The 25,646-nt window shown below is 70.1% G+C and carries 18 protein-coding genes; 5 read left to right on the top strand and 13 right to left on the bottom strand.

Annotated elements, in window-relative coordinates; translation table 11 throughout:
- Window positions 1-61 precede the first annotated feature (61 nt).
- Complete coding sequence (locus ACTWQF_RS01250; protein ID WP_443276209.1) at window positions 62-1,081, top strand: LysR family transcriptional regulator; 1,020 nt, start codon at window positions 62-64, stop codon at window positions 1,079-1,081.
- On the opposite strand, the gene ACTWQF_RS01245 is transcribed toward ACTWQF_RS01250, so the two are convergent.
- Window positions 994-1,818: a carbohydrate ABC transporter permease gene (locus ACTWQF_RS01245; protein ID WP_443277520.1), complete on the bottom strand. Its 825-nt coding sequence runs from the start codon at window positions 1,816-1,818 to the stop codon at window positions 994-996. The two genes, ACTWQF_RS01250 and ACTWQF_RS01245, sit on opposite strands and share 88 nt — an antisense overlap.
- Window positions 1,819-2,030: 212 nt before the next feature.
- Here ACTWQF_RS01245 and ACTWQF_RS01240 point away from each other — a divergent pair, with 212 nt between their 5' ends.
- A complete protein-coding gene (locus tag ACTWQF_RS01240; RefSeq protein WP_443276207.1) occupies window positions 2,031-2,666 on the top strand; it encodes an LAETG motif-containing sortase-dependent surface protein in 636 nt (211 codons plus the stop codon).
- Window positions 2,667-2,845: 179 nt separating this feature from the next.
- Here the strand turns inward: ACTWQF_RS01240 and ACTWQF_RS01235 are convergent, their stop codons facing one another.
- The 4 genes from ACTWQF_RS01235 to ACTWQF_RS01220 all read right to left on the bottom strand — a co-directional run bounded on the left by ACTWQF_RS01235 (window position 2,846) and on the right by ACTWQF_RS01220 (window position 7,773).
- Complete coding sequence (locus ACTWQF_RS01235) at window positions 2,846-3,775, bottom strand: carbohydrate ABC transporter permease (RefSeq protein ID WP_443276205.1); 930 nt, start codon at window positions 3,773-3,775, stop codon at window positions 2,846-2,848.
- A complete protein-coding gene (locus ACTWQF_RS01230; RefSeq protein WP_443276203.1) occupies window positions 3,772-5,130 on the bottom strand; it encodes an ABC transporter substrate-binding protein in 1,359 nt (452 codons plus the stop codon). The genes ACTWQF_RS01235 and ACTWQF_RS01230 overlap by 4 nt, the downstream gene beginning before the upstream one ends.
- A gap of 283 nt (window positions 5,131-5,413) precedes the next feature.
- Window positions 5,414-6,115, bottom strand: coding sequence for a response regulator (locus ACTWQF_RS01225; RefSeq protein WP_443276201.1), 702 nt, complete (start codon window positions 6,113-6,115; stop codon window positions 5,414-5,416).
- Window positions 6,112-7,773, bottom strand: a complete 1,662-nt coding sequence (locus tag ACTWQF_RS01220) for an ATP-binding protein (protein WP_443276199.1) — start codon at window positions 7,771-7,773, stop codon at window positions 6,112-6,114. Before ACTWQF_RS01220 ends, ACTWQF_RS01225 begins: the two co-directional genes overlap by 4 nt.
- Window positions 7,774-7,947: 174 nt before the next feature.
- On the opposite strand from ACTWQF_RS01220, the gene ACTWQF_RS01215 reads away from it, so the two are divergent.
- Window positions 7,948-9,360, top strand: a complete 1,413-nt coding sequence (locus ACTWQF_RS01215) for a cation:dicarboxylate symporter family transporter (protein ID WP_443276198.1) — start codon at window positions 7,948-7,950, stop codon at window positions 9,358-9,360.
- A gap of 204 nt (window positions 9,361-9,564) precedes the next feature.
- Here ACTWQF_RS01215 and ACTWQF_RS01210 read toward each other — a convergent pair whose 3' ends face one another.
- The 7 genes from ACTWQF_RS01210 to ACTWQF_RS01180 form a co-directional block, all read right to left on the bottom strand.
- Window positions 9,565-10,920 (bottom strand): hypothetical protein, encoded by a 1,356-nt coding sequence (locus tag ACTWQF_RS01210; RefSeq protein WP_443276196.1) that lies wholly within the window; start codon window positions 10,918-10,920, stop codon window positions 9,565-9,567.
- A 64-nt stretch (window positions 10,921-10,984) separates the two neighbouring features.
- Window positions 10,985-13,228 carry a 1,4-alpha-glucan branching enzyme gene (glgB, locus tag ACTWQF_RS01205; RefSeq protein ID WP_443276194.1) on the bottom strand — a complete coding sequence of 748 codons (2,244 nt, stop codon included), beginning with the start codon at window positions 13,226-13,228 and terminating at the stop codon, window positions 10,985-10,987.
- Between the two features lie 42 nt (window positions 13,229-13,270).
- Complete coding sequence (locus ACTWQF_RS01200) at window positions 13,271-14,722, bottom strand: maltokinase N-terminal cap-like domain-containing protein (protein WP_443276192.1); 1,452 nt, start codon at window positions 14,720-14,722, stop codon at window positions 13,271-13,273.
- A 176-nt stretch (window positions 14,723-14,898) separates the two neighbouring features.
- Window positions 14,899-16,608: a maltose alpha-D-glucosyltransferase gene (gene treS, locus ACTWQF_RS01195; RefSeq protein WP_443276191.1), complete on the bottom strand. Its 1,710-nt coding sequence runs from the start codon at window positions 16,606-16,608 to the stop codon at window positions 14,899-14,901.
- The gene (locus ACTWQF_RS01190; RefSeq protein WP_443276189.1) at window positions 16,595-18,640 is read right to left on the bottom strand and encodes a maltotransferase domain-containing protein; all 2,046 of its coding nucleotides are present in this window, start codon (window positions 18,638-18,640) and stop codon (window positions 16,595-16,597) included. Before ACTWQF_RS01190 ends, treS begins: the two co-directional genes overlap by 14 nt.
- Window positions 18,641-18,993: 353 nt before the next feature.
- Window positions 18,994-20,595 (bottom strand): M4 family metallopeptidase, encoded by a 1,602-nt coding sequence (locus tag ACTWQF_RS01185; RefSeq protein WP_443276187.1) that lies wholly within the window; start codon window positions 20,593-20,595, stop codon window positions 18,994-18,996.
- Between the two features lie 285 nt (window positions 20,596-20,880).
- Window positions 20,881-21,471: a TetR/AcrR family transcriptional regulator gene (locus tag ACTWQF_RS01180; RefSeq protein ID WP_443276186.1), complete on the bottom strand. Its 591-nt coding sequence runs from the start codon at window positions 21,469-21,471 to the stop codon at window positions 20,881-20,883.
- A 154-nt stretch (window positions 21,472-21,625) separates the two neighbouring features.
- On the opposite strand from ACTWQF_RS01180, the gene ACTWQF_RS01175 reads away from it, so the two are divergent.
- On the top strand, window positions 21,626-22,702 hold the full coding sequence (locus ACTWQF_RS01175; RefSeq protein ID WP_443276184.1) for an FAD-dependent oxidoreductase: 1,077 nt from the start codon (window positions 21,626-21,628) through the stop codon (window positions 22,700-22,702).
- A gap of 28 nt (window positions 22,703-22,730) precedes the next feature.
- Here the strand turns inward: ACTWQF_RS01175 and ACTWQF_RS01170 are convergent, their stop codons facing one another.
- On the bottom strand, window positions 22,731-24,023 hold the full coding sequence (locus ACTWQF_RS01170) for an MFS transporter (protein WP_443276182.1): 1,293 nt from the start codon (window positions 24,021-24,023) through the stop codon (window positions 22,731-22,733).
- A 243-nt stretch (window positions 24,024-24,266) separates the two neighbouring features.
- On the opposite strand from ACTWQF_RS01170, the gene ACTWQF_RS01165 reads away from it, so the two are divergent.
- On the top strand, window positions 24,267-25,565 hold the full coding sequence (locus tag ACTWQF_RS01165) for an Ig-like domain-containing protein (protein ID WP_443276181.1): 1,299 nt from the start codon (window positions 24,267-24,269) through the stop codon (window positions 25,563-25,565).
- Window positions 25,566-25,646 lie beyond the last annotated feature (81 nt).

The following is a 25,646-nucleotide window of genomic DNA, read 5'->3' as shown; positions in this document are numbered from 1 at the left end:
CGCGGGCGCCGGTCCGGGAACAACGGCGGACTTCTCATCCTTCAATGAGCAGGGCTTATCGATGCGGTGGGCCGAACAGAAGGAGACCGAGTTGGACAGCGGTACCCGAATCCGTTCGCTGGAGATGAGAGAGCTGGAGTGCTTTCTCGTCCTCGCCGAGGAGCTGCACTTCGGGCGCACCGGTGAGCGGCTGTATGTGTCGCAGAGCAGGGTCAGCCAGCTGCTGCGCTCCCTGGAGACCCGGATCGGGGCGCGGCTGGTGGAGCGCACAAGCCGCCGCGTGGCGCTGACCCCGCTCGGCTCCCGCTTCCTCGAACAGCTGCGGCCCGCGTACGGGCTGCTGGGCGATGCCGTCGACGAGGCGCGCGCGGCAGCGCGGTGCGTCGCCGGGCGACTGCGGCTCGGGTTCCTGGGCAGCGCCAACCACCGGATGACGGCGGCGCTCGGCCTCTTCCACGCCCGCCACCCCCAGGTGGAGACCGACATCGTGGAGATCACCATGGCGGACCCGTTCGGGCCGCTGCGGCGCGGCGAGGTGGACGCGGCTGTCGTGCTGCTGCCCGTCGCCGAGGCCGACCTGGTGGTGGGCCCCGGCTTCGAGGAGCAGCCCTGGACGCTGGCCGTCTCCGCGCACCATCCGCTCGCCCGGCGCGGCACGCTGGACGCCGAGGACCTCGCCGACTGCCCCCTCATCGCCGCCGCGCCGCCGGCCCCCGGCTACTGGCGCGACCACCAGGCACCGCCCCGTACGCCGGGAGGCCGCACCATTGCGCGCGGTCCGGCCGTGGCCACGCTCCAGGAGGGGCTTGCCAACGCCGCAGCGGGACGCGGGGGCATGCTGCTGTGCCGCCCCACCGCCGAGGCGCACGCCCGCGCGGACATCGTTTTCGTCCCGGTCGAGGGGTTGCCGCTGTCCGAGCTGGCGTTGGTGACGGTACGCGGCAGCCACAGCGCTCTGCTGCGCGCCTTCGCCGAGACCGTGGTCGACTCGGCTCACCCCTTGACCGCCGCTCCCAGCGCGAAGCCGCCGCCCACCCGGCGGGCGATGAGCACGTACAGCAGGATCACAGGCGTCGAGTAGAGGATGGAGAAGGCGGCCAACTGGCCGTAGACGACGGCTCCGTAGTTGCCGAAGAACGTGAAGACACTGACCGAGGCGGGCATCTGCTCGGGGCTCAGCAGCAGCATGAACGGCACGAAGAAGTTGCCCCACATCATCACGAAGCTGTAGATCGCCACCACCGAGAGACCGGGACCCATCAGCGGCAGTACGACCCGCAGCAGCGACTGCCGCCACGAGGCACCGTCCGTCCAGGCCGCCTCCTCCAGCACCAGCGGTACGCCGTCCATGAAGTTCTTCATCAGCCAGACGGCGAAGGGAAGCTGGGAGGCGGCCAGGAACAGCGCGGTGCCGTACACCGTGTCGATCAGGTTGATCTGCACGAACAGCCCGTACACCGGCACCATGACGGCCGTGACCGGCAGACAGGTGGAAAACAGGATGGCCAGCAGATACGGGCGGCTGAACCGGGACCGGAAGCGCGAGAGCGGATAGGCCGCGAGCGCCGCGCACACCACTGTGAGAGCCGTCGCACCACCACACAGCACGAGGCTGTTGCGCATCGGGGTGAAGGTGATCTCGTCGGTCAGCACCGCCGAGAAATTGTCCAGTGTGGGGGAGTCCGGTGACCGCACCCGCAGGGTGGCCTCCGCGTCCAGGGAGGCGAGAACGAGCCAGGCGAGCGGCGTGACGAACGCAGCCGCGACCACCAGCAGCCCGACATCCGCGGCGAGCCGCCTGCGCGTGCGCGTGCTCAACTTCACTGAATCGCAACCTCCTTCGAGTCACCGCGGCGGTGCGCCCGCGACCTGCGGGCTTGTGGGATCGTCGCCGGGGGCGCGAACTGCCCCTTGGCCGGGAACAGTTGGATATTGCGGGGTCCGTGTGTCCTGGGTTGAGGATGCGAGTACCGTGCTGTCACCCGTCGTACGTGCATCTCGTGCGATGCGGTCCTACCGGAAGGAAAACGATGACAGCACTGCGCCTCAGATGGCAGCGGTCGGTCGCCATCGCGGCGACCGGTGCCGCGGCGTTCGTCGGCACTGCGATAGCGGCCGCCCCCGCCCAGGCACACACCCCCCAGTGGTCGGTGACCTGCGACTCGGTCTCGATCGATCTGACGAACTACGCGGAGAACGGCAACAAGGTCACCGTCAAGGCGGGTGACAAGACGCTGATCAGCGACACCTTCGGCAAGAGCTACCACAAGAAGGTGGATCTCCCCGAGCACAGCAAGCCGCTGGATGTCACGGCTCAGGTCGTGGCCTCGGACGGTGACAAGTTCAACTGGGGCCCGGAGACCAAGCAGTCCCCGGTCTGCGAGAAGCCCACCCCCACGCCGACTCCTACGCCCAGCGAGTCGGAGTCCACCCCGCCCTCGCCCAGCGCCAGCCCTTCGCAGAGCGCCAGCGAGAAGCCTGAGCCGAGCGCGCCCGAGACCAGCACCAGCGCTCCGGCCGACAAGCCGCAGGGCGGCGGCGACGACCTGGCCGAGACCGGTTCCTCCAGCAACACCCCGGTGATCGCCGGTATCGCGGCCGCCGTGGTCGTCGCCGGTGGGGGTCTGGTGGCCTTCGCGCGCAAGCGCCGCTCGTCGCAGAGCTGACGTTGGCGCTGACCGCGCCGGGGCTGTCCCCCGTGCAGCCCCGTACCGTCCAGTCGGTCGACTGACGGACAGCACGTACCACCGCCCGGCGGCCCGCCCCACTCGGCCGCCGGGCACCCCTGCCACCGACGTCATGCCGGGCACAACGAGCGGCGCGATGCCGGGCCCGCCGATCCGCGTCATGCCGCGACCTCGTCGCGCATCAGCCGCAGATACACGGTGGAGAACAGTGCGCCGACGACGAGCAGCAGCAGTGCCACCGCCGTCCCGTAGCCGATGAGCGACTTGGTGAACGCCTGGTCGTACATGAAAACCGGCAGCGTCTCGCTCCGGTGTGCCGGACCGCCCTTGGTCATCGCCCAGATCAGCCCGAAGACCGACAGCGTCTGGAGGGTGTTCAGCATCAGATTGGTGCCGATGGAGCGGCGGATCATCGGCAGCGTGATGTACCACAGCCGCTGCCGGCCGCTCGCCCCGTCCACCTCGGCCGACTCGGTGACCTCCCGCGGGATCTCGGCGAGCGCCGCCGAGTAGACGAGCATCGAGAACGCGGTGCCGCGCCATACGTTGGCGAAGGAGACCGCCAGGATCGGCAGTGTCACCAGCCAGTTCTGGGCGGGCAGTTGGAGCCAGTGCAGAACGGCGTTGAGCTGGCCCTCCCGGTGGAAGAACGTGTACAGCAGGAATCCCGCCACGATCTCCGGCAGCACCCAGGCGCTGATCACCACCGCACCGGTGACCGTCCGCACGGTCCGGGAGGCCCGCCGCATCAGGGAGGCGAGCGCCAGGCCCAGGGTGTTCTGGCCCAGGAGCGAGGAGATGAGGGTGAAGACGAGCGTGAGGACGACCGCGTTGCGGAAGTGCGCGTCCCCGAAGGCGCGGGTGAAGTTCTCCAGTCCTACGAACGACGCCGACTCCTGCCCGGTCAGCCGCATGTCGGTGAAGGCCAGCACGACGCAGTAGCCGATGGGCCCGGCAAGGAACAGCAGCAGCACGGTCGTGGCGGGCGCCAGCGGCAGCCAGCGCAGGACACCCCTGCCGCGCGTGCCGGGGCTCCCTTTGCCACCTGCGGCGGGACGCCGCGCCGACCCGGCCTGGACGGCGGTCATTTGGCGACGGTCGCGCCGTCGGTGATGCCGTCCAGCTGCTCGTCGTACGCCTTCGCTGCGGCCTGCGGCGAGGAGTCACCGGTCGCCACGGACTCTGTGGCCTCCGCGATGGCAGCCGAAACCTGCGGATAGACCGGCAGTGCGGGGCGGTAGTGGGTGTGCTGCACCCGCTCGGTGAAGAACTTTATGCCCGGCATGGACTTCTGGTAGCGCGCGTCGTTGGCCACGTCCTGCCGTACCGCGACCTGGGACCCGCGGATGCACCACTCGACGGCGTTCTGTTTCGTCTGCATGGTGCGGATCATCTTCCAGGCCAGGTCCGGGTTGTCGGAGTGCCGGGGGATCGACCAGGTCCAGCCGCCGGACATGCTCACCTCGCCGGGCGCCTCGCCGTGCTGGGTGGGCATCGGGGCGAGCCCCATCGTCTCCTTCCACTCCGGCCACGGCTTGCCGCCCGTCTTGATCCAGTTCTGGCTCAGCCACGAACCGTCCAGCGCGATGGCCAGCTTGCCCTCGGGGAGGAGTTGGGTGACGACATCGGTGGTGACGTTCGGATCGACCACCTGGTCCTCGTCGGGGCCGAGCTTTTCGCCGTAGACGGTGTCGAGGAACTTCAGGCTCTCCCGGAAACCTTGGCCGCCCTTGACCCACTTCTTGGCCTTCGGGTCGTACAACGGGTCCTTGCCGGTGCCGTACAGCAGCATCTCGAAGCCCTGCATGGCCGTTGCCTCGCCGGCGCCCTTGCCCGCGAAGACGTTGAGCGGGACGACGCCGGGCAGCTTCTTCTTGAGTGTGCGGGCGGCCTTGAGCACGTCGTTCCACGTCCTCGGGCGCCAGTCCTGCGGCAGTCCGGCCTTCTTGAACAGCTTCTTGTTGAACCACAGGCCGCGGGTGTCGGTGCCGTCCGGGACGCCGTAGGTCTGTCCGTCGGCAGCACCGGCAGCGCGCTTGGCGGCGGGCTCGAACTGGTTCCAGTCGTCCCAGTCGGCCAGGTAGTTGTCCAGCGGGCGCAGATAGCCGCTCTTGATGTCGGAGTTGATCAGGAAGGTGTCCTCGTACACCAGATCCGGCGCCGTCTTCGGCGAGCGCATCATCTGCTGGATCTTGGTGTAGTAGTCCTGCTGCGTCGCCTGGATGGGGACCAGGTCGACCTTCTTGCCGGGATAGCGCTTCTCGAACTTCTTGGCGACGAGCTTGAGGTAGTCGCTGCGGAAAGTGATCTTGTTGTCGGTTTCCTGGTAAAAAGCGATACGCACGGTGTTCTTGTCCCCGGCGCCGCCACCGCCGCATGCGGTGAGCGTTCCGGCGGCCAGGACCGTGGCGAGAGCGAGGATCTGCGGAGCGGTGGGACGCACGGGCATGCCTCCTCGGACCAGGCGGGTCCCCCGTACGGTGGCTCCGCCGCCTGCTTGAGGTCAATATCCGTGCGAGGGTGAGCAGTTGTTGTTGCGGAGGGGGTGCCCCTGTACGACGTCAGCAGGCTGCGGGTGCGTTGTGGTTGCTCGCGCAGTTCCCCGCGCCCCTGACGGGGCGCGGTCCCCTCTGTGCTTGGGAGGTCTGCGCCTGGGGGTACCCCCTGCTCGAAGAGCTTGGGGGAGCAGGGCTGGCAAGCGCAGCCCACCACGCTGGGTACGTGGGCTACGACCGCCACACATAGTGGTGCTCGGGACGGCCCACCTGTCCGTAGCGCTGCCGGCGGTCCGCACGTCCGACGGTGACGAGATGTTCGAGATAGCGGCGTGCGGTGATCCGGTTGACGCCGAGTGCCGAGGCCGCCTCGCTCGCCGTCAGCCCGGCGCCCGCCGCGTCCCGCAGCTGGGCCGTCACCCGGGCGAGCGTCGGGGCGCTCAGCCCCTTCGGCAGCGTCGAGGCGGAGGGCGCGGCACGCAGCACCGACAGGGTCCGGTCCACCTCGTCCTGGCTGACCGCCTCGTCGTGGGCCTCGGCCGTGGCACGGAAGTCCGCGTACCGCAGCAGCCGGTCGCTGAGCGTACGGAACGTGAACGGCTTCAGCACATGCTGGACGACGCCGAGCGAGACGCCCTCGCGGATCATCGTCAGATCGCGCGCCGAGGTCACGGCGAACACGTCCTCCGTATGGCCCGCGGCCCGCAGGGAGCGCAGAAGGTCCAGGCCGGTGCCGTCGGGCAGGTAGAGGTCGAGCAGAATCAGATCGACGCCGCCCGCCGTCCCCGCCGCCTCCTCCTCCAGGGCGCGGAGCGCCTCCGCGCGGGAGTGCGCCGTCGCCGCCACCTCGAAGCCCGGTACCCGGCTGACGTAGAGGGCGTGCGCATCGGCCGCCACGGGGTCGTCTTCGACGACGAGGACGCGGAGCGTCATCGCAGCACCTCCCCGGAGTGTGCCTCCTGGTGCAGCGGCAGCCGCACCTCGAACTCGGCGCCTCCGCCGGGGAGATCGCGGGCTTCGACCTCGCCACCGTGCCGGCCGGCGGTCTGCCGTACGAGGGCGAGGCCGATGCCGTGTCCCTGGCCCGGCTTCGTGGTCCAGTTCCGCTCGAAGAGGCGGGCACCGGCGTCGCGTGGGAGGCCGGGGCCGTTGTCCGTCACGCGGAGGACGAGTTGGCCGGGGGCGGGCGAGTGGGTGCGCCGAACGGTGACGGTGACCTGCCCGGCGGGGGAGACGGCTTCCACCGCGTTGTCGATCAGGTTGCCCAGCACTGTGACCAGGTCCCGGCCCGGCAGCCCGGCCATGTCATCGACGGCCGAGTCGGGGCTGAGGGTCAGCTCGACGCCGCGTTCCTTCGCCTGGGCTGCCTTCCCCAGCAGCAGCGCTGCGAGCACCGGCTCGCGTACGGCGCTCACCACCCGGTCGGTGAGTGCCTGGGCCAGCTCCAGCTCTTCCGTCGCGAACCGCACGGCTTCCGCCACCCGCCCCAGTTCGATGAGGGAGACGACGGTGTGCAGCCGGTTCGCGGCTTCGTGGGCCTGGGACCGCAACGCCTCGGCGAAGCCGCGTACCGAGTCGAGTTCTCCCGCCAGGGCGCGCAGTTCGGTGTGGTCGCGCAGGGTCACCACCATGCCGTGCTGCTCCTCCCCGTCGTCCACGGGCGCGGTGTTGACGACGACAACCCGCTCGCCGGTCAGATGCACCTCGTCCACCCGCGACTCGGTGCCCAGCAGCGCCTCGGTCAGGGCCGGCGGCAGACCGAGGTTGGCGACGCGGCGACCCACCAGCGGCTCCTTCCCGTCCCGCCCGAGCAGCAGGCGCGCACCGTCGTTGATCAGCGAGACCCGGCCCTGCCCGTCGAGCAGCAGCAGTCCCTCGCGGACCGCGTGCAGCGTCGCCTGGTGGTACTCGTACAGGCTGCTGAGCTCGGCCGCGTTCATACCGTGCGTATGGCGGCGGAGCCGGGCGTTGATCACGTACGTACCGACGGCGCCCAGGGCCAGCGCCCCGCCCGCGACGGCCAGTATCGCGGTGAGCTGGCTGCTGACCTGCCGGCCGATGGCGTCGACGGCGATACCGGCACTGACCAGGCCGATGATCCGGCCCTGCCCGTCCGGCCCGCCGCTGCCCGCCTCTCGTACGGGCGTCACCACGCGCACCGAGGGCCCCAGCGTGCCGGTGTAGGTCTCGTCGAAGGTGCGGCCCTTCAGGGCGGGTCCGATGTGGCCGACGAACCGCTTGCCGATCTTGTCGGGATCGGGGTGTGTCCACCGCCTGCCGTCCGTGTCCATGATCGTCACAAAGGTGACGCCGGTGTCGCGGCGCACCCGCTCCGCGTACGGCTGGAGCCGCTTGCTGGGGTCGCCGGAGCGGATGGCCTCCCGGACGGACGGAGAATCAGCCACCGCCTGCGTGGTGGCCCGGGCACGGTGCGTTGCCGCGTCCCTGGCCTGTGACTTTCCGGAAACGTAAGCGAACAGCGCGCACCCGGCGACCACCACCGCAACCAGCACCACCTGCATGGCGAAAAGCTGGCCCGCCAGGCTGCGCGGGCGGGACCGCACAGGTGAGCGGGGGTGGGGAACGCGCATTCTCTCAGTCTGCCGTGGCTTGTTTCGTGCACGTAATGCACGTAAGGGTGACGCACGTCGCACCGTGTTGCATAGTCGCCGGGACTCAGCACGATCCGGATTCGCAATCGAGCGTCCACCAGGGCGTTCCCGCGGAGACATCGTGAAGTGACCCATGGACGAGGAGCCGACGACGTGTCGAAGAAGACACCGCAGCAGGCCGCAGCAGGCGCTGCGCCGGACGCACCACGGGCGAAGCGGGACCGTACCCACTACCTCTACATCGCGGTGATCGGCGCGGTGGTGCTCGGCGTGATCCTGGGACTGACGGCACCGGGCGTGGCCACCGAGCTCAAGCCGCTCGGTGAGGGCTTCGTCAACCTGATCAAGATGATGATCTCCCCGATCATCTTCTGCACGATCGTGCTGGGCATCGGCTCGGTGCGCAAAGCCGCCAAGGTCGGCGCCGTCGGTGGACTGGCGCTCGGCTACTTCCTGGCGATGTCGCTGGTCGCGCTGGCGATCGGGCTGGCCGTCGGCAACATCCTGGACCCGGGCCAGGGACTGCACCTGACCGACGCCGCACGGGAGGCGGGCGCCTCGCAGGCCGGGGAGAGCCAGAGCACCACCGAATTCCTGCTCGGCATCATCCCCACCACCATGGTCTCCGCCTTCACCCAGGAACAGGTGCTGCAGACGCTGCTGGTCGCCCTGCTGGTCGGCTTCGCGCTCCAGGCCATGGGCAAGGCCGGGGAGCCGGTGCTGCGCGGTATCGGGCACATCCAGAAGCTGGTCTTCCGGGTGCTCGCGATGGTGATGTGGGCAGCACCGGTCGGCGCGTTCGGCGCGATGGCGGCCGTGGTCGGCGAGACCGGCGTGGACGCGCTGAAGTCGCTCGCCATCATCATGATCGGCTTCTACACCACCTGTTTCCTGTTCGTCTTCGTGGTGCTCGGACTGGTCCTGCGCGTGTTCACCGGCATCAACATCTTCAAGTTGCTGAAGTACCTGGGCCGGGAGTTCCTGCTGATCCTCTCCACCTCCTCGTCCGAGTCGGCGCTGCCGCGGCTGATCGCGAAGATGGAGCACCTGGGCGTCAGCAGGCCCGTCGTCGGGATCACTGTGCCGACGGGCTACTCCTTCAACCTCGACGGCACGATGATCTATCTGACGATGGCCTCGATCTTCGTCGCCGAGGCCATGGGCAACCCGCTCAGCATCGGCCAGCAGATCTCGCTGCTCCTCTTCATGCTCGTCGCCTCCAAGGGCGCTGCCGGAGTCACCGGCGCCGGACTGGCCACCCTCGCCGGCGGCCTCCAGTCCCACCGCCCCGAGCTGGTGGACGGCGTCGGCCTGATCGTCGGCATCGACCGCTTCATGAGCGAGGCCCGCGCCCTGACCAACTTCGCCGGCAACGCGGTGGCCACGGTGCTGATCGGTACCTGGACCAAGGAGATCGACCGCGGACGCGTCCGCGAGGTCCTCAGCGGCGATCTCCCGTTCGACGAGCAGACGCTGTCCACCGAGTACGGCCCGGCCCCGGCCCACGACCCCGTCGCCGAGCCCGTCGCCACGGAGGTCCAGCCCAAGGTGGTCACGAAGGCTTGACCCCTCGCCGAGGGTCCGGTGGCTGAGGCTGTGCCTCCAGCCGCCGGACCCTTTTGGTTCCTGGTCGCTCGTGGTTGGTCCCCTTGCCGCCGCGACTGGGGGTACCGCCCGGCCGGAGGCTGGGGGAGCGCAACCCCCACTCACAGGGGCCGGCGGAAGAGGAAACGGCCTAAGCCACCGCGTCCGGCGTCCACAGTTCCGCGCTCAGCGGCCTATTCCGAGGCCGAAGAGGTCGAACATGCCGGAGTCGAAGCAGCTGACGTCCCGTACGGAAAGGTCGTTCTCGGGGATCTTGGCGCCCTGGGCGGTGAGTTCGGCGGCGATCAGCCGGGCGGCGTCGGCGGCGGCCTGCCGGGTGGGCTCCGGGAAATCGGCGCGCCAGCGGAAGCCCTCACGCTCCTGCCAGCCACGTTCCCGCATGGCCGTGGCCGACTCCTCGGACTCCGGCTGATCGGCCTCGGTGTACAGCCACAGGCCGCAGTCCACCTCGAAGCCCACCGACAGCTCTCTGCCGCTGGCGCGGCGGTTGACGATCTGGAACCCGGCCCAGTCCGGCCCCACCTGGGCGGGGAGCTGCTCGATCCAGGCGGCGAGCAGCGATTCCAGAGATTCCCTCAGCCGCTCCACGCTCATGGCCAGCCGCCATCCAGGCCAGGTCTGCGGGTTGTCCCCGGGACCCTGGCGGTCCAGCTGCCACAGGTACGGCAGCTGGGCGAAGTCCGGCGTTTCGTCCGCCGTCCAGGCGCCGCCCCACTTGAAGGTGCGGTGCTCGATGTCCTCCTGTTCCTGGGTGTTGTGTCTCTCCAGCCATATATGACGGCTGTTCCCCCGCAGGAGCAGCAGACGCTCGGTGGTGCGCCAGCGGACGTCCGGGCCGTCGGCCGCACCCCCGTGGACCGTCGGCTGGCCGATGCCGCCGACCACCGCGTCGAAGAGTTCACCGAAGGCCGCTCGGCGCTCCACCAGGGAGGCGTCGGGAGCGTGGCTGTACAGCAGCCGGATGCGTTCGAGGTCCTTGCCGCTTCCCTGTCCCGACGCGGCGTCATGCAGTTCGGCCGCCGCATCCGCTGCGGATTCCAGCACGCTGGAGGGCACGCTCCGCCCGGCGGTGGCTCTCGGGTGGGCCGCCAGCCATACGCGGCGGCTGTTGCGCTGGAGTATCAGCACTCGGTCGGCGTTGCGCCAGCGCAGGGTGGGGCGGCCTGCCGTCCCCCGGTGGATGACGGGAGTGCCGATCTCACCGAGCGCTTCCACGAGCGCATCGAAGGCCGCCTCGTCCTCCCGGAGGACTGCGGGTAGTTGGGCCTCCGCCTTCTGGTACCGCGTCGCGTCGGGTCCGTACTTCTGCGTCCACAACACGACCTGCTCCAGCCCGTCTCCCGGCCGCAGCACCACGAACGTCTCACCGCGAGCTGCCAGCTCCCAGCCGGGCCGGTCGGCGACGAGGGACCGGATCGCCTCCAGCGACCAGTCACCCCAGTCGGCGTCATGCAGCGCACGCGTCAGCTGGACCGCGGCGGACAGTTCGGCGTGCTGGTCGTGCGGTTCTTCTCCGTGCATGATCGCAGTGTTTCAGCCTGCCCAGGCAACCCGCATCCAGACGTTCGGCAGGATGCAGCGCCCTTCAGCAGGGCCGCAGCCACACCGTTGCCAACGGAGGCAGCACCGGCGTGACCGAGGCGGGCCGCCCATGCGCGGAGTGGCCCTCCCCGGGCAGGGGCTCCGCATTGCCGACGCCGCTTCCGCCGTATCGCGCCGCATCGGTGTTGAGGACCTCGCGCCAGCCCTCCCACCGGTCCGGGACGCCCAGGCGGTAGCCCTCGCGGACGACGGGGGAGAAGTTGCTGACCGACAGCAGCGGGCTCCCGTCGGTGGCGAACCGCAGAAAGGCGAGGACGTTGTCCTCCGCGGCGTCGGCCAGCACCCATGAGAACCCCGCGGGCTCGGTGTCCTGCTCCCACAGGGCAGGCGTCGCCGCGTACTCCGTGTTCAGCGCGCGCACCAGGTCCCGCACCCCGCGGTGGTCCGGCTCGGCGGGGTAGGAGGGGTCCAGCAGCCACCAGTCGGGACCGTGCCCCTCGGACCATTCGGCGCCCTGGGCGAACTCCTGTCCCATGAAGAGGAGCTGCTTGCCGGGGTGGGCCCACATGAAGGCCAGATAGGCGCGGTGGTTGGCGCGCTGCTGCCACCAGTCGCCGGGCATCTTCCCCACCAGCGACCGCTTGCCGTGCACCACCTCGTCGTGCGAGATCGGCAAGACGTAGTTCTCCGCGTAGGCATACACCATCGAGAACGTCATCTCGCCGTGGTGGTACTTGCGGTGCACCGGCTCCTTGGACATGTACTCCAGCGAATCGTGCATCCAGCCCATGTTCCATTTGAAGCCGAAGCCGAGCCCGCCGAAGCCGTCCTCGCCGACGTGGTGGGTCGCGCGGGTCACCCCCGGCCATGCGGTGGACTCCTCGGCCACCGTGATCACCCCGGGGCAGCGCCGGTGGACCGTGGCGTTCATCTCCTGGAGGAAGGCCACCGCCTGAAGATTCTCCCGGCCGCCGTACACGTTGGGGGTCCACTGCCCCTCGCCGCGCGAGTAGTCCAGGTAGAGCATCGAGGCGACCGCGTCCACCCGCAGCCCGTCGATGTGGAACTCCTCGCACCAGTACACGGCGTTCGCCACCAGGAAGTTGCGTACCTCGCGCCGCCCGAGGTCGAACTCCAGCGTCCCCCAGTCCGGATGCTCGGCCCGCGCCGGATCGGGGTGCTCGTACAGCGGTGTCCCGTCGAACGCGGCCAGGGCCCACTCGTCCTTGGGGAAGTGCGCCGGCACCCAGTCCATCAGCACACCGATACCGGCCCGGTGCAGTGCGTCGATCAGATACCGGAAGTCGTCCGGGGTGCCCAGCCGGGCCGTCGGCGCATAGAACCCCGTCACCTGGTAGCCCCACGAGCCGCCGAACGGGTGCTCGGCCGGAGGCATCAGCTCGACGTGGGTGAAGCCCAGGTCCTGTACGTACTTCGGCAGTTGCTCGGCCAGCTCCCGGTAGCCCAGCCCCGGCCGCCAGGAGGGCAGATGCACCTCGTACACCGACAGCGGCTCCCGGTGCGGCGCCGACTCGGTCCGCGCGGCCAGCCACCTGGCGTCCTGCCACTCGTACGCCGAAGCCTCCACCACCGACGCCGTGGCGGGCGGGCACTCGGTGCGCCGTGCCATCGGGTCGGCCCGCAGCGTGTGCGAGCCGTCGGGCCGCGCGATGTCGAACTTGTAGAGCGCCCCCTCGCCGACGCCCGGCAGAAACAGCTCCCACACACCGGACGAACCCAGCGAGCGCATCGGCGCGGCGGTCGGGTCCCAGTAGTTGAAGTCCCCGGCGACCCGTACGCCCTGCGCGTTGGGCGCCCACACGGTGAACCGGGTGCCGTCCACCCCGTCGACGGTCATCGGGCGCGCCCCCAGCGCCCGCCACAGCTCCTCGTGCCGCCCCTCCCCGATCAGGTGCAGATCCAGCTCCCCGAGCGTGGGCAGGAACCGGTACGGGTCGGCCGTGGTGACCTCGTCCTCGCCCGGCTCCGCGCCGTACCGGATCACCAACTCGTACGCGGATACGGCGGCCTGCGCCGACGGCAGCACCCCGCCGAACAGCCCGTCCCCCTCGTCGAGCAGTTCGGTCCGCAGCCCCTTGGCGACCACGGTGACGGCCTTCGCGTACGGCCGCAGCGTACGGATCGCGACCCCGCCGGGTCCCGGGTGGGCGCCGAGCAGTGCGTGCGGGTCGTGGTGCGTACCGGCCAGCAGCCGGGCCCGCTCATGGCCGGTCAGCGGAGCGGGGGCCGTTGCCCTGCGGGGCTCGGGCGGCGGCTTTCGGGGCACGTGTTTCCTCCAGACGGGGCGGCGGCGAAGGACCGTTCCTGCTCAGGGCGCGGACGGCGGAGCCGCCAGTCGCCGGATCGCGGACAGCGGGACACCCAGCCACGAGGGGCGGTTGCGCGCCTCGTACAGCACCTCGTAGACGGCCTTGTCCGCCTCGTACGCGCGCAGCAGTACGGCGTCGTCGCGCGGGTCGCGCCCGCAGGCCTCCGCGTAACCCGCGCAGTACGCCGCCCGGTTGGCCGCCGCCCACTTACGGGAGAACGCGGTGTCGGGCTTGGCCGCCGGACTTTGGCACGCCGCGTAGTCGAAAGAGCGCAGCATGCCCGCGATGTCCCGCTCCACCGGCTGTGGCGCGCGGCGCTCGGCGAGCGGGCGGGCGGGTTCCCCCTCGAAGTCGATGAGGGTCCAGCTGCCCGGGACGTCCGGCGCGTTGCTGCCCTCCCTCCCCAGCGCCTGGCCGAGGTGCAGATCGCCGTGTATGCGCTGGGTGGGCACCGACCGCCTGCGGCTGCTGTGGCTGCCGAGCGCGGCCAGCGCGCCGAAGGTGTCCAGCAGCGCCGACTCGTACGGCCGCAGTGCGGGCACCGCCGCGCTTGCCGTCTCCAGCCGCCGTGCCATGCGGTCCGCTGTCCGCTCCAGCTCCCTGCCGGTCAGCATGGAGGTGGGCAGTGCCTCGGCCAGCCCGGTGTGGACGTGTGCCGTCGTACGGCCCAGCGCGCGGGCCGCGGGAGTGAAATCGGCGCCCGCCGCGAGCGCCCGCAGCGCCAGCTGCCAGCCGTCGCGGGTGCCGGGGAGATAGGGCTGGAGGATGCCCAGGGTGCGGGAGCCACCGGTTGCGCCCTCGTCGCTGCTCGCCTCGAACCATGCCAGCGGCGGCGGCACGTGCGGGCAGCCGTGCCGGGCGAGGGCGAGGGTCAGTTCCAGGTCCGGGTTGAGGCCGGGCTCCACCCGGCGGAACAGCTTCAGTATCGCCGTGCTGCCGTATATCACCGAGGAGTTGGACTGCTCGGCATCGAGGGGGCGCGGGGTCGGCTGCGCTTCTCGCCGGAGTGTGGCGTTCCGCTCCCCCGAGAAGCGGAGCCGCCCCAGGTTGCCCGGGGTGCGGAGCCGCTCCAGCAGCAGGGCGGTCAGCCGCGGGTCCCGTAACGCCTCGTAGACCGCGGTGCCGCGCAGTGGCCCGGACGCCGGCCGCCCGACGAGGGCGGGGGCCAGCTCGGGCGGAAGCGCGGCGCGGACCCCGAGCAGCAGTTGGTAGCAGTCTCCGTCCTCTGGCGGCTCGGCGCGGACGAGGAGGTGGAGCAGGCCGGGCTTCCCCGACCCGGTGCCGTACGGCAGCAGCTCGGTGGCCGCCACGAGGGAGAGACCCGCGAGGGGGCAACCCTTCCCCGCGAACCACCGCTGCCGCGGCAGCCACTCCCTCAGTTGCGGGCCCAGCGATCGCAGTACGGCCTCGCCCCCTGTGTTCCGTATGAGGGATAAGGAGCTGTCCGACATGGCGTCCTTTCCGTTTCTTTCGGGCGTGGGATCCCAAGCACAGAGGGGGGCGCCCCGAAGGGAGGCGGGGAACTGCGCGACAAGCCTGGGGGCACCTCCCTGCTCGAAGAGCTTGGGGGAGAGCCCGCAGCCTGCGGACGACGGCCAGGGGCACCCCCTCATCAGCACAGCGGGGACTAAGACTTGCGCAGGCGGAACCAATAAAACCCGTGCCCCGCGAGAGTGAGCAGATAGGGCAGGTCACCGATGGCAGGGAAACGCACTCCGCCGATCAGTTCCACAGGAACCCGCCCCTTCCAGGTCCGCAGGTCCAGCTCCGTGGGCTGCGGGAACCGCGAGAAGTTGTGGACGCACATCACCAGGTCGTCACCGCCGTCGGGAAGTCTGAGTTCCCTCAGGAAGGCGAGGACGGCGGGGTTGGACGAGGACAGCTCCTCGTAGGAGCCCAGCCCGAAGGCGGGGTTCTGCTTGCGGACCTCGATCACCCGCCGGGTCCAGTGCAGCAACGAGCTGGGCGAGCTCATGGCGGCCTCGACGTTGGTGACCTGGTATCCGTGTACCGGGTCCATGATGGTCGGCAGGAACAGCCGCCCCGGGTCGCAGGAGGAGAACCCCGCGTTGCGGTCGGGCGTCCACTGCATGGGGGTGCGTACGGCGTCGCGGTCGCCGAGCCAGATGTTGTCGCCCATGCCGATCTCGTCGCCGTAGTAGAGGATCGGCGAGCCGGGCAGCGACAGCAGCAGCGCGGTGAACAGCTCGATCTGCTTGCGGTCGTTGTCCAGCAGCGGTGCGAGCCGGCGCCGGATGCCGATGTTGGCGCGCATTCGCGGATCCTTGGCGTACTCCGCGTACATGTAGTCGCGTTCCTCGTCGGTGACCATCTCCAGGGTCAGCTCGTCGTGGTTGCGCAGGAAGACGCCCCACTGACAGCCGGAGGGGATGGGCGGCGTCTTGGCGAGGATTTCCGAGACCGGGTAGCGGGACTCGCGGCGTACGGCCATGAAGATGCGCGGCATCACGGGGAAGTGGAACGCCATATGGCACTCGTCGCCGCCCTTGGCGTAATCGCCGAAGTAGTCGACGACGTCCTCAGGCCACTGGTTGGCCTCGGCGAGCAGCACGGTGTCCGGATAGTTCTCGTCCACCATCCTGCGCACGCGCTTCAGGAAGGCGTGGGACTGCGGCAGGTTCTCGCAGTTGGTGCCCTCCTGGGCGTAGAGGTAGGGGACGGCATCCAGCCGGAAGCCGTCGATGCCCAGGTCCAGCCAGAACCGCAGCGCGGAGATCATCTCGTCCTGGACGAGCGGGTTCTCGTAGTTGAGGTCCGGCTGGTGCGCGAAGAAGCGGTGCCAGTAGTACTGCTTGCGCACCGGGTCGAAGGTCCAGTTGGACACCTCGGTGTCGATGAAGATGATGCGCGCGTCCTGGTACTGCTTGTCGTTGTCGGCCCAGACGTAGTAGTCGCCGTACGGCCCCTCGGGATCGCGCCTGGACTCCTGGAACCACGGATGCTGATCGCTGGTGTGGTTCATGACGAAGTCGATGATGACGCGCATCCCGCGCTGGTGGGCGGCGTCCACGAACTCCACGAAGTCCGCGATGTCACCGAACTCGGGGAGCACGGAGGTGTAGTCGGAGACGTCGTAACCACCGTCCTTCAGAGGTGACTTGAAGAACGGCGGCAGCCACAGGCAGTCGACGCCCAGCCACTGGAGATAGTCCAGTTTCGCCGTGAGCCCTTTGAGGTCGCCGATGCCGTCCCCGTCGCTGTCCTGGAAGGACCGGACGAGCACTTCGTAGAAGACGGCGCGCTTGAACCAGTCAGGGTCGCGGTCCTTGACGGGTGTGTCCTCGAAGGTGTCGGGGACGGGCTCATTGACGGTCATGAGTGGGTGACCCTCCGGTCGGTGAGGACGGTCGCAGGGTGAGGATGTGGGCCGCGGCGGGAGACTCACCTCCCGGCGTGAGCCGCACATAGTTGTCCCTGCCCCAGTGATAGGTCTCTCCGGTGAGCTCGTCGCGCACCGGGAAGGACTCGGCACCGCTCAACTGAGCGGCACTCAGTCCGGATGCGAATTGCGCCATGTCCAACGACACCGTCGCCTCGTGGGTGTGGTGCGGGTCGAGGTTGACAACGACGAGCACGGTGTCGATCCGGGGCCGGTCGGCGTGCTTGGAGTAGACGAGGATGTTCTCGTTGTCCGCACGGTGGAAGTGCAGGTCACGAAGTTGCTGGAGCGCCGGGTGGCGGCGGCGCAGCCGGTTGAGGGTGGTGATCAGCGGGGTGATCGAGCGGCCCTCGCGGTCGGCGGCGGCCCAGTCGCGCGGGCGCAGCTCGTACTTCTCCGAGGACAGATACTCCTCGCTGCCGGGCCGCACCGGCGTGTTCTCGCACAGCTCGTACCCGGCGTACATCCCCCATGTCGGCGAGAGCGTCGCCGCCAGCACGGCGCGGATCTCAAAGGCGGGACGGCCCCCGTGCTGGAGGTAGGCGTGCAGGATGTCCGGGGTGTTCACAAAGAAGTTGGGCCGCAGATACGCCGCGGACTCGCCCGTCAGCTCCGTCAGATACTCCGTCAGCTCCTGCTTGGTGTTGCGCCAGGTGAAGTAGGTGTACGACTGCTGGAAGCCGGTCCGCGCCAGGGTGTGCAGCATCGCGGGGCGGGTGAACGCCTCGGCGAGGAAGAGGACATCGGGGTCGGTGCGGTTGATGTCGGCGATGACCTTCTCCCAGAACACCACCGGCTTGGTGTGCGGATTGTCGACGCGGAAGATGCGCACCCCGTGGTCCATCCACAGCCGCAGCACCCGCAGCGTCTCGCGCAGGATGCCCTCGGCGGCCGTCGGGTCGTCGTCGAAGCACAGCGGGTAGATGTCCTGGTACTTCTTCGGCGGGTTCTCTGCGTAGGCGATCGTGCCGTCCGGGCGCTTGCGGAACCACTCGGGGTGCTCCTTGACCCATGGATGGTCGGGCGAGCACTGGAGGGCGAAGTCCAGGGCCACCTCCATCCCCAGCCCGCGGGCGCGTGAGACGAAGTGGTCGAAGTCCGCCATGGTGCCCAGATCCGGGTGGACGGCGACGTGCCCGCCGGCCGCCGAGCCCACCGCCCAGGGGGAGCCCACATCGTGCGCCGAGGCGGCAAGGGTGTTGTCCGGACCCTTGCGGTAGGCGTCGCCGATGGGATGGACGGGCGGCAGATAGACCACGTCGAAGCCCATCGCGGCCACCGCGTCGAGCCGTTCGGCGGCCGTCCGCAGCGTGCCGCTGACCGGCGGCTCGCCCTCCCGTACGACCGCGCCCTCGGAGCGCGGGAACAGCTCGTACCAGGAGCCGAACAGCGCCCGCCGGCGCTCCACCTGGAGGGGGAGGGGCGGTGAGGAGGAGACCAGTTCGCGCAGCGGATGGCGGCCGAGAACGGCGGTGACCTCCGGCGAGAGTGCCGCGGCGAGCCGGGCCGCCGCGGGCCTGTCGGTGTCGCGCAGCGCTTCGGCGGCCTCCAGTACCACGGAGCGGCCCGCGCGCCGGGGCACCTGCGCTGCGGCGCGCTCGTGCAGCGCGGCGCCTTCGGCCAGGACGAGTTCGGTGTCGATCCCCGCCGGGACCTTGAGCTGCGCATGCTGCCGCCAGGTGGTGACCGGGTCGCTCCACGCCTCCACCGCGTAGCTCCAGCGGCCTTCCGTATCCGGGGTGACACGGGCTGCCCATCGGTCGGTGCCGGGCGCCAGTTCGCGCATCGGTGTCCATGCCCCCGTCCGCCCGGCCGGGCCGCGCAGCACCACGTTGGCGCCGACCGCCTCATGGCCCTCGCGGAAGACCGTTGCCGAGATCGGGACGCTCTCACCCACCCCGGCTTTCGCGGGACGGTTTCCGCACTCCACGAGGGGGCGGACATCGAGCACGGGAATGCGACCGATCATGGGCTCACCTATGGGCATAGGGGTATATAACGGGCGCGGGCATGACGGCTCCTGCCCGCGTCACTCGGGTGGAGGTCCTTGCCGGATGCGGGCTTCGAGTACGTATCGTCGCCAAGAGCCGCGTTCCCGACACTACGTGATACATCCGTGACCGCAAGGCCACTCGCGTGATCAAGTCGTCCTGAAATCCGCCGAGTTGACCAGGCATATTGCCCCGGCAATCCCCCGGCCCCCAAACATGCGAACGGGCCCCGCCCCCCGAAGGGGACGGGGCCCACCTGTCGCGTTCCCGGCCGGAGCCGTGAGCCCAGCGGCAGCGGGGCTCAAGGCGCTCAGCAGCCGGAGGCCACCGATCAGCTGCCGGTGACGTTCACCCCGGTCCAGGCCGCCTTGACGGCCTTCACCTCCGCGCTGTCCTTGCCGTACAGGTCGGTGGCGGACTTGATGGTCGCGTTGCGCGCGCCCGCGTAGTCCGTCGTCGAGGTCATCTGCTCGGTCAGCGCCTTGAACCAGATCTGCTCGGCCTTCTTGATGCCGATGCCCTTCAGCTTCGAGCCGTCCTTGGTGGGCGAGTCGTACTTCACGCCGTTCACCTCCTGCTTCCCGCTGCCCACGGACAGCAGGAAGAAGAAGTGGTTGGCGATGCCGGAGGAGTAGTGGACGTCCACGTCACCGGCGTTGGTGTCCCAGTAGTCCAGCGAGTTGCCGTCCTTGCTGGGCTTGTCCATGTAGCGCAGCGGGCTGCCGTCGCCGTTGATGTCGATCTTCTCGCCGACGAGGTAGTCGGGCACGTCCTCCGGGCTGTTGGCGTGGAACTCGACCGCGGCGGCGAAGATGTCGGAGGTGGCCTCGTTGAGGCCGCCCGACTCGCCGGCGTACTCCAGGTTGGCCGTGGCCGAGGTGACGCCGTGCGACATCTCGTGCGCCGCGACGTCCAGCGAGGTGAGCGGCTTCTTGTTGCCCTCGCCGTCGCCGTAGGTCATGCAGAAGCAGGAGTCGTCCCAGAAGGCGTTGACGTAGTTGTCGCCGTAGTGGACGCGGCTGGCCGCTCCCTTGCCGTCGCCCTTGATGCCCTCACGGCCGTGCGTGTCCTTGAAGTAGTCCCAGGTCTTTCCCGCGCCGTAGTGCGCGTCCACGCCCGCGGTCGCCGGGTCCTTGGCGGAGCCGTCGCCCCAGGTGTCGTCCTCGTCGGTGAACGGCTCGCCGTCGCCGCTTTCGCCGTTCTTGAGGTTGGTGGTCTTGTTGCCGCCCCGCTTCTCGTCGGTCATCGTGAACTTGCCGTCAGAGCCCGAGGTGCCGATCTCGACCTTGCCGCTGTACTGGCTGTTGCCGGTGCCCTCCTTGATCCCCTGGAACTCGAAGAGCTTCTTGCCGGTCTTCGCGTCCGTGATCACGTGGAGCTCGTTGGGTGCGCCGGACTTCTGGAAGCCGCCGATGACGGTTTCCCAGGCGAGTACGGGCTTGCCCTCGGCGGCCCAGACGACTTTCCGGGGTGCCTCGCTGCCCTTGGCCTTGGCGGTGGTGGGCTTGTGCGCGCCGGAGACCGAGGTGTTCACCGCGATCTTCGCGTTGGTGGCCTTGGAGGTGCCGGTGCGCTTGCCGCTGGCGTTCTTGTGCACGACGAGGTCGCCGCCGAGGACGGGCAGCCCGTCGTAGGTGCGCTCGTAACGGACGTGCGTGGCCCCGTCCTTGTTCTTGATGACGTCCTTGACGTGGAGCTTCTCCTTGGCTCCGAGGCCCAGTGCGCGGGCGTCGGCGGACTTCGCCGCCTCGGTGTCCGCCGCCTTGACCAGCTTGGTGTGCTGGGCCGCGGTCAACTGCGCGGGCAGCGCGCCGTTCGCGGAGGTCTTCCCGCCGGGGGCCGCGCCTGCGGTTCCCGCGGTGATGCCTGCCGCTACCAGGGCCGCGGTGGCGGCCAGCGCTGATATCCGCTGCTTGGAGGTGAGGGGTCTCACGTCGGTGGCTCCTTCTGCCATGGGGACCGGGCGGCATGGGAGATCAACCGTCCGGGCAGAACTGAAGTGCGGTACGCCACGCGGAAGTACGGCTGACGGTCGTGCTGCTGTACGAGTCCCGCATCGCGTGCAGGCGAGCCTGCCACCATGAGCATGGGCATGTCACTGGCGCGTCGGTCTCTGACCAGAGGTTGGCCAGATTCTGTTCGTTGATACGAAACCCGCGCCCGCATAGCGGACAAGTGGAAGAGGGTGCCTCCGCCCCACCTGGGAATTGACTCCGCGTCAGCCCTGGTCGACCGGGTAGACGACCTCCAGCAGCGTGCGGACGTACCGGACGGGATCATCCAGCCCGGCTGCCGCCAGCGTGTGCTCGCCCCTCGCCAGCAGATGCGGGAGTGCGGCGTGCATGACGAGGGTGACGACGGCCGCGCGCTCCGGGGTGACGGGGAGTCCCGCGGCCCGCTGTGCGGCCCTGAGGGTGGTGAAGTCCGAGGCGGCCATCGGATCGATCACGGCGGACAGCCACGGCTTGCGCGCCGCCTCCGCCTGGAGCTCCAGGCAGGCGAGCAGCCGGGATCTTCCGGGTCCCTTCACGTTCTCCAGCAGCCCGCTCAACAGCGCCTCCAGCCCCGCCCGTTCGGACGGCGGTGGTCCCGCCGCGGCGAGCTCTTCGGCGATGGCGCGGTACTGCTCGACGCACCGCTCCGCCACGGCGCGCAGCAGCGCGTCGCGGGTCGGGAAGTAGTTCTTCGCCGTACCGGAGGGCACCTCGGCCGCGGCGTCGACGGCACGGTGCGTCAGCCCGCGCCCGCCCTCCTCGGCCAGCACCTCGATGGCGGCGTCCCGCAGTCGGTCGCGGCGGTCGGGGTTCATCGCTGCTCTCCTTGCGGTTTGGTGACTTCGCGGCTTCGCGGCTTCGCGGCTTGGCGGCTTGTGAGTACGGGCTTTTGCGAGATTACCCCAGGCGTGGTACCACAGGTGTGGTGGTCGGCAATCCGGTCGACCTGATGCCAAGGGGGGACACGTCATGCACAGCACGTCCGTACCGAGTGGATCGGCACGCGGGGCCGTGGTCGTAGGGGCGGGTGTCGGAGGACTGGCGACGGCGCTCGGGCTGCGGCGTGCAGGCTGGCAGGTGACAGTGCTGGAACGGCGTAACGAACTGGAGCGCTACGGCACCGCACTCGGTATCCACCCCACAGCGCAGGCAGCGCTCGGCCGGCTCGGAGAGAGCGTGGCCGCCATGCTGAACCGTCGCGGCGTGCCCTACCGCACCGCGCACGCCCGCAGGCCGGACGGCAGCGAGCTGGCCCGCCTTCCACTGGAGCGCATCGAGAAGAAGGCCGGTCGGCCTGAACTGCTCATCTTCCGGCCGTATCTGATCGATGCACTGGTCGAAGCGCTGGACGGCTACGGCGACGTGACGCTCAAGCTGGGCGAGCGGGTCGACGACCCCGCCGCGCTCGCCCGCGAGTACGACTTGGTGGTCGGCGCCGACGGCATCAACAGCGCGGTCCGCACGGCCTTCTTCGGCACCCGCAGCCGCCCCCGGCACATCGGCACCGTCGCCTGGATCGGCACCGCCGAGTTCACCAGCCCCGTGTACGGCGAGACCTGGGGCCAGGGCCGGTTCTTCGGAATGACCCCCGTCGAGCCCGGCCGCACCAACTGGTACGCCGTAGCGCCCGAGGCCACCACAGCCGACGAACTGTGCGGACTGTTCACCGGCTGGCACGACCCGATCCCCCGCCTCCTCGCCGAGACCGACCCGGCCGACCGGCTCCGGTACGAGATGCGCCACCTCTACCCGGCGCTGCCCTCCTTCGTGCACGGCGGCCACATCGCCCTCGTCGGCGACGCGGCACACGCCATGACCCCCAACCTCGGTCAGGGCGCCTGCACGGCGCTCCTGGACGCCGAAGCTCTCACCCGCGCCCTCGCCCGGCACGGCGATGCGGGCGGGCTGCCCGCGGCACTGCGCGCCTACGACACGGAACGCCGCCGCAGCGCTCAGCGCACCGCACTGGCCTCCCGTACCCTGCACCGCCTCATGACCACCCGGCACACCCGCGCCCGCGACACCCTGCTGCGCCTCCTGCCGTGACCGGCACCCGACCGCCCGGCCGGGCGGCTCAGGCGCTGACGTCCGGTGCGGGGTCGTTGCGGTGCGCCGGGGGCGCTTCGGCGCAGGAGGAGGTTCCCGCCCGGGGCGTCACCGCGCGCAGATTGCGGATGGCGGGTACCGACAGCAGTGCTGCGCTGATGCCGACCATGATGACGCCGCCGGCGAGCAGCACCGTACGGCCGCCGAGCAGCTGGGCGGCCGGGCCCGCCAGCGCCTGGCCCGCCGGCATCATGGCGAGGGAGCCCGCCACCTCGTAGGCGTGGATACGGTTCAGGATCTCGCCCGGCACCTGGGTCTGCACGCTGGTCGCCCACATCACGCTCCAGATGCCACCGCCCACGCCCCACGCAGCTGCCGCCGCCATCATGGCGGCGGGCGGCAGGCCCAGCCCGACAGCGGCGGGGTAGAAGCAGCAGCTGACCAGCGCGATCGAACCGGCGCGCAGTTGCAGCACCGGTCTGAAACGCAGCGCCAGCAGCCCGCCCAGCGCGGTGCCGCCGCCCAGCGCCGAGTTGACCAGGCCGTACACGCCGGGACCGTCGGCCGGAATGATCTCGGACGCGGTCAGCGGCACCAGCGGGCCCGAAACGGTGACCATGTAGACCATCCAGATGAGGATGACGCTCCACATCCAGGTGCGCGCCCGGAACTCCCGCCACCCCTCGACCAGATCGGCCCGGTAACCCGGGCGCTCCGCCGGCCGGCGCTCGGCCGCCGGGGGCAGCCTGAGCAGCGCCAGACAGAGCGCGCTGAGCAAGTACGTGGCGGCGTGCGCGGCGAACACCCCGCCGGGCGAGAAAGCACCCACCAGCGCACCGGCCAGCGCGGGGCCCAGCAACATCGCCAGTGACTCGGCCGTACGGATCAGCCCGTTGGCACCCTGCACATCGGCGGCCACCCGGGGGATGGTGCTGGCCACACCCGGCTGGAACAGGCCCGCACAGATGCCGTTCACGGCGCCGATCGCGCACACCTGCCACAGCACCACATGTCCGCTCAGGAACAGCGCGGACATTCCCGCCTGGGTGACCACCCGCACCAGGTCGGAACCGATCATCAGCGTCCGGGTGTTGAACCGGTCGCAGAAGACACCGCCGAAGATGACGAAGCCCGCCAGGAACACCGTCAGCGAGGCGAGTGCGGCGCCGATGGCGCCCGGCCCGTGCCCGTGCTGGATCAGCCCGGCCGACAGCGCGATGGGCAGCATGGCATCGCCCAGCTTGGCCACGGCCCGGCCGGTGAAGAAGAGGACGAAGTTACGGGAACGAAGGGTGGCCGCTGGGGCACCGGGAGGGGTCACGTCCAACCAGTCTGGGCGCGGCGGAGCACGGGGGCGAACTCTTTTCCGCCGAACCGGTGGCGCCCCCGGGGGTCCGGGCGGCGCCGTCTCGTCTCCCTCCTCCGATCCTTCCCGGCGGGGAAACCTCGCTCACTCGTGTGATCGCGGTGTCCCTGTCGCACGCGCTTCGTTGGTCCGTTCGTCCAGGTGGGCACGGCAGCGGAAACGCACCGGACAGTACGTACGCACAGGAGCGGGGACGGTATGGGACGGGGCGCACAGGCCACGACGGCACGAGAAGGCGGGGTACCGCACCACTGCGCGCGGAGTGTGCGGCGGACGCTGCGCGCCCTGGTGGCCGCGGTGGGGCTCGCGTTGCTGTGTGCCACGCCTGCCGGCTGCGGCGTGATGGACGACAGCAAGCCACCCGGCGACGCCATCCGCGTGACACCACGCGACGGTTCCCGCAGTGTTTCCACGAACGCCCAGGTGGAGGTCTCCGTACCCGAGGGAAAGCTGCGCAGCGTCCGTATGCAGCGCAAGGGGAAGGACGCCGGGCGGGCCATCGCGGGCCGCTTCTCCGCCGACCGGCGCAACTGGCGCCCGCTGCCCGCCGACCGCGCCAACGCCCCCGGGGGCAGCGGCGCCGGCCGGCGCGAGGGCACCGTGCTGGAGCTCGCGAGCACTTATGCGGTGGACGTGGTGGCGGTCGACGGCGACGGGGACCGGGTGATCCGGCACGCCACCTTCTCCACCCGCGTCCCCCCGCACCGTTTCCTGGGCTACTTCCGGCCCGAGGACCGGCAGACGGTGGGCACCGCGATGATCGTCTCCCTCGAGTTCAGCCGTCCCATCGCCGACCGGGCGGCCGTGGAACGCGCCATCAGCGTCACCTCCCGCCCCCGCGTCCCCGTCGCCGCACACTGGTTCGGCCGCAACAGGCTCGACTTCCGGCCGCGTACGTTCTGGCGGCCCGGCACCGAGGTCACCCTCGATCTGCGGCTGCGCGATGTACGCGGGGCGCCCGGTGTCTACGGCACCCAGCAGAAGAAGGTGCACTTCACCATCGGCCGTGACCAGCGCAGCGTCGTCGACGTGGGCCACCGCACCCTGACCGTCCAGCGCGGCGGGCGCACCGTCGACCGGCTCAGGATCACGGCGGGGACGAAGAAGAACCCCACGTACAACGGCCTCATGGTGCTCAGCGAGAAGTTCGAGGAGACCCGGATGAACGGGGACACCGTGGGCTTCGGCGGCGAGTACGACATCAAAGACGTCCCCCACGCGATGCGGCTGACCCGCAGCGGCACCTTCCTGCACGGCAACTACTGGGCGCCCCGGCGCACGTTCGGCGAGAAGAACACCAGTCACGGCTGCATCGGTCTGGAGGACAAGCGCGGCGGTGACGACAGGTCACCCGCCGGGCGGTTCTTCCGCCGGTCGCTGGTCGGCGACCTGGTGACCGTCCGCGGCTCGCACGACCGGACCGTGGCTGCGGACAACGGGCTCGGCGGTTGGAACATGCCCTGGGAGAAGTGGGTGGCGGGCTCGGCCCTCCAGTGAGCTCCGGCAGCGACGACCTACCCGGCTTCCGCGTCGAGGGCCGCGGTCTCCTTCTGTCCTCCCCAAAACCGCGACCGAACG

Origin of the sequence: Streptomyces sp. 8N114 (genome assembly GCF_052245835.1) — a bacterium.
Taxonomy (GTDB): Bacteria; Actinomycetota; Actinomycetes; order Streptomycetales; family Streptomycetaceae; genus Streptomyces.
Note: the sequence above shows the minus strand (reverse complement) of the source record. Positions and strands in the feature narration are given on the sequence as shown.

Coding starts and splice junctions, on each gene's coding strand:
- ACTWQF_RS01175 (WP_443276184.1), top strand. CDS start 21,626: ATGCACAGCACGTCCGTACCGAGTGGATCGGCACGCGGGGCCGTGGTC.
- ACTWQF_RS01220 (WP_443276199.1), bottom strand. CDS start 7,773: ATGCGCGTTCCCCACCCCCGCTCACCTGTGCGGTCCCGCCCGCGCAGC.
- ACTWQF_RS01250 (WP_443276209.1), top strand. CDS start 62: ATGCGGTGGGCCGAACAGAAGGAGACCGAGTTGGACAGCGGTACCCGA.
- ACTWQF_RS01235 (WP_443276205.1), bottom strand. CDS start 3,775: ATGACCGCCGTCCAGGCCGGGTCGGCGCGGCGTCCCGCCGCAGGTGGC.
- ACTWQF_RS01180 (WP_443276186.1), bottom strand. CDS start 21,471: ATGAACCCCGACCGCCGCGACCGACTGCGGGACGCCGCCATCGAGGTG.
- ACTWQF_RS01210 (WP_443276196.1), bottom strand. CDS start 10,920: ATGCACGGAGAAGAACCGCACGACCAGCACGCCGAACTGTCCGCCGCG.
- ACTWQF_RS01200 (WP_443276192.1), bottom strand. CDS start 14,722: ATGTCGGACAGCTCCTTATCCCTCATACGGAACACAGGGGGCGAGGCC.
- ACTWQF_RS01165 (WP_443276181.1), top strand. CDS start 24,267: ATGGGACGGGGCGCACAGGCCACGACGGCACGAGAAGGCGGGGTACCG.
- ACTWQF_RS01240 (WP_443276207.1), top strand. CDS start 2,031: ATGACAGCACTGCGCCTCAGATGGCAGCGGTCGGTCGCCATCGCGGCG.
- ACTWQF_RS01225 (WP_443276201.1), bottom strand. CDS start 6,115: ATGACGCTCCGCGTCCTCGTCGTCGAAGACGACCCCGTGGCGGCCGAT.
- ACTWQF_RS01190 (WP_443276189.1), bottom strand. CDS start 18,640: ATGATCGGTCGCATTCCCGTGCTCGATGTCCGCCCCCTCGTGGAGTGC.
- treS (WP_443276191.1), bottom strand. CDS start 16,608: ATGACCGTCAATGAGCCCGTCCCCGACACCTTCGAGGACACACCCGTC.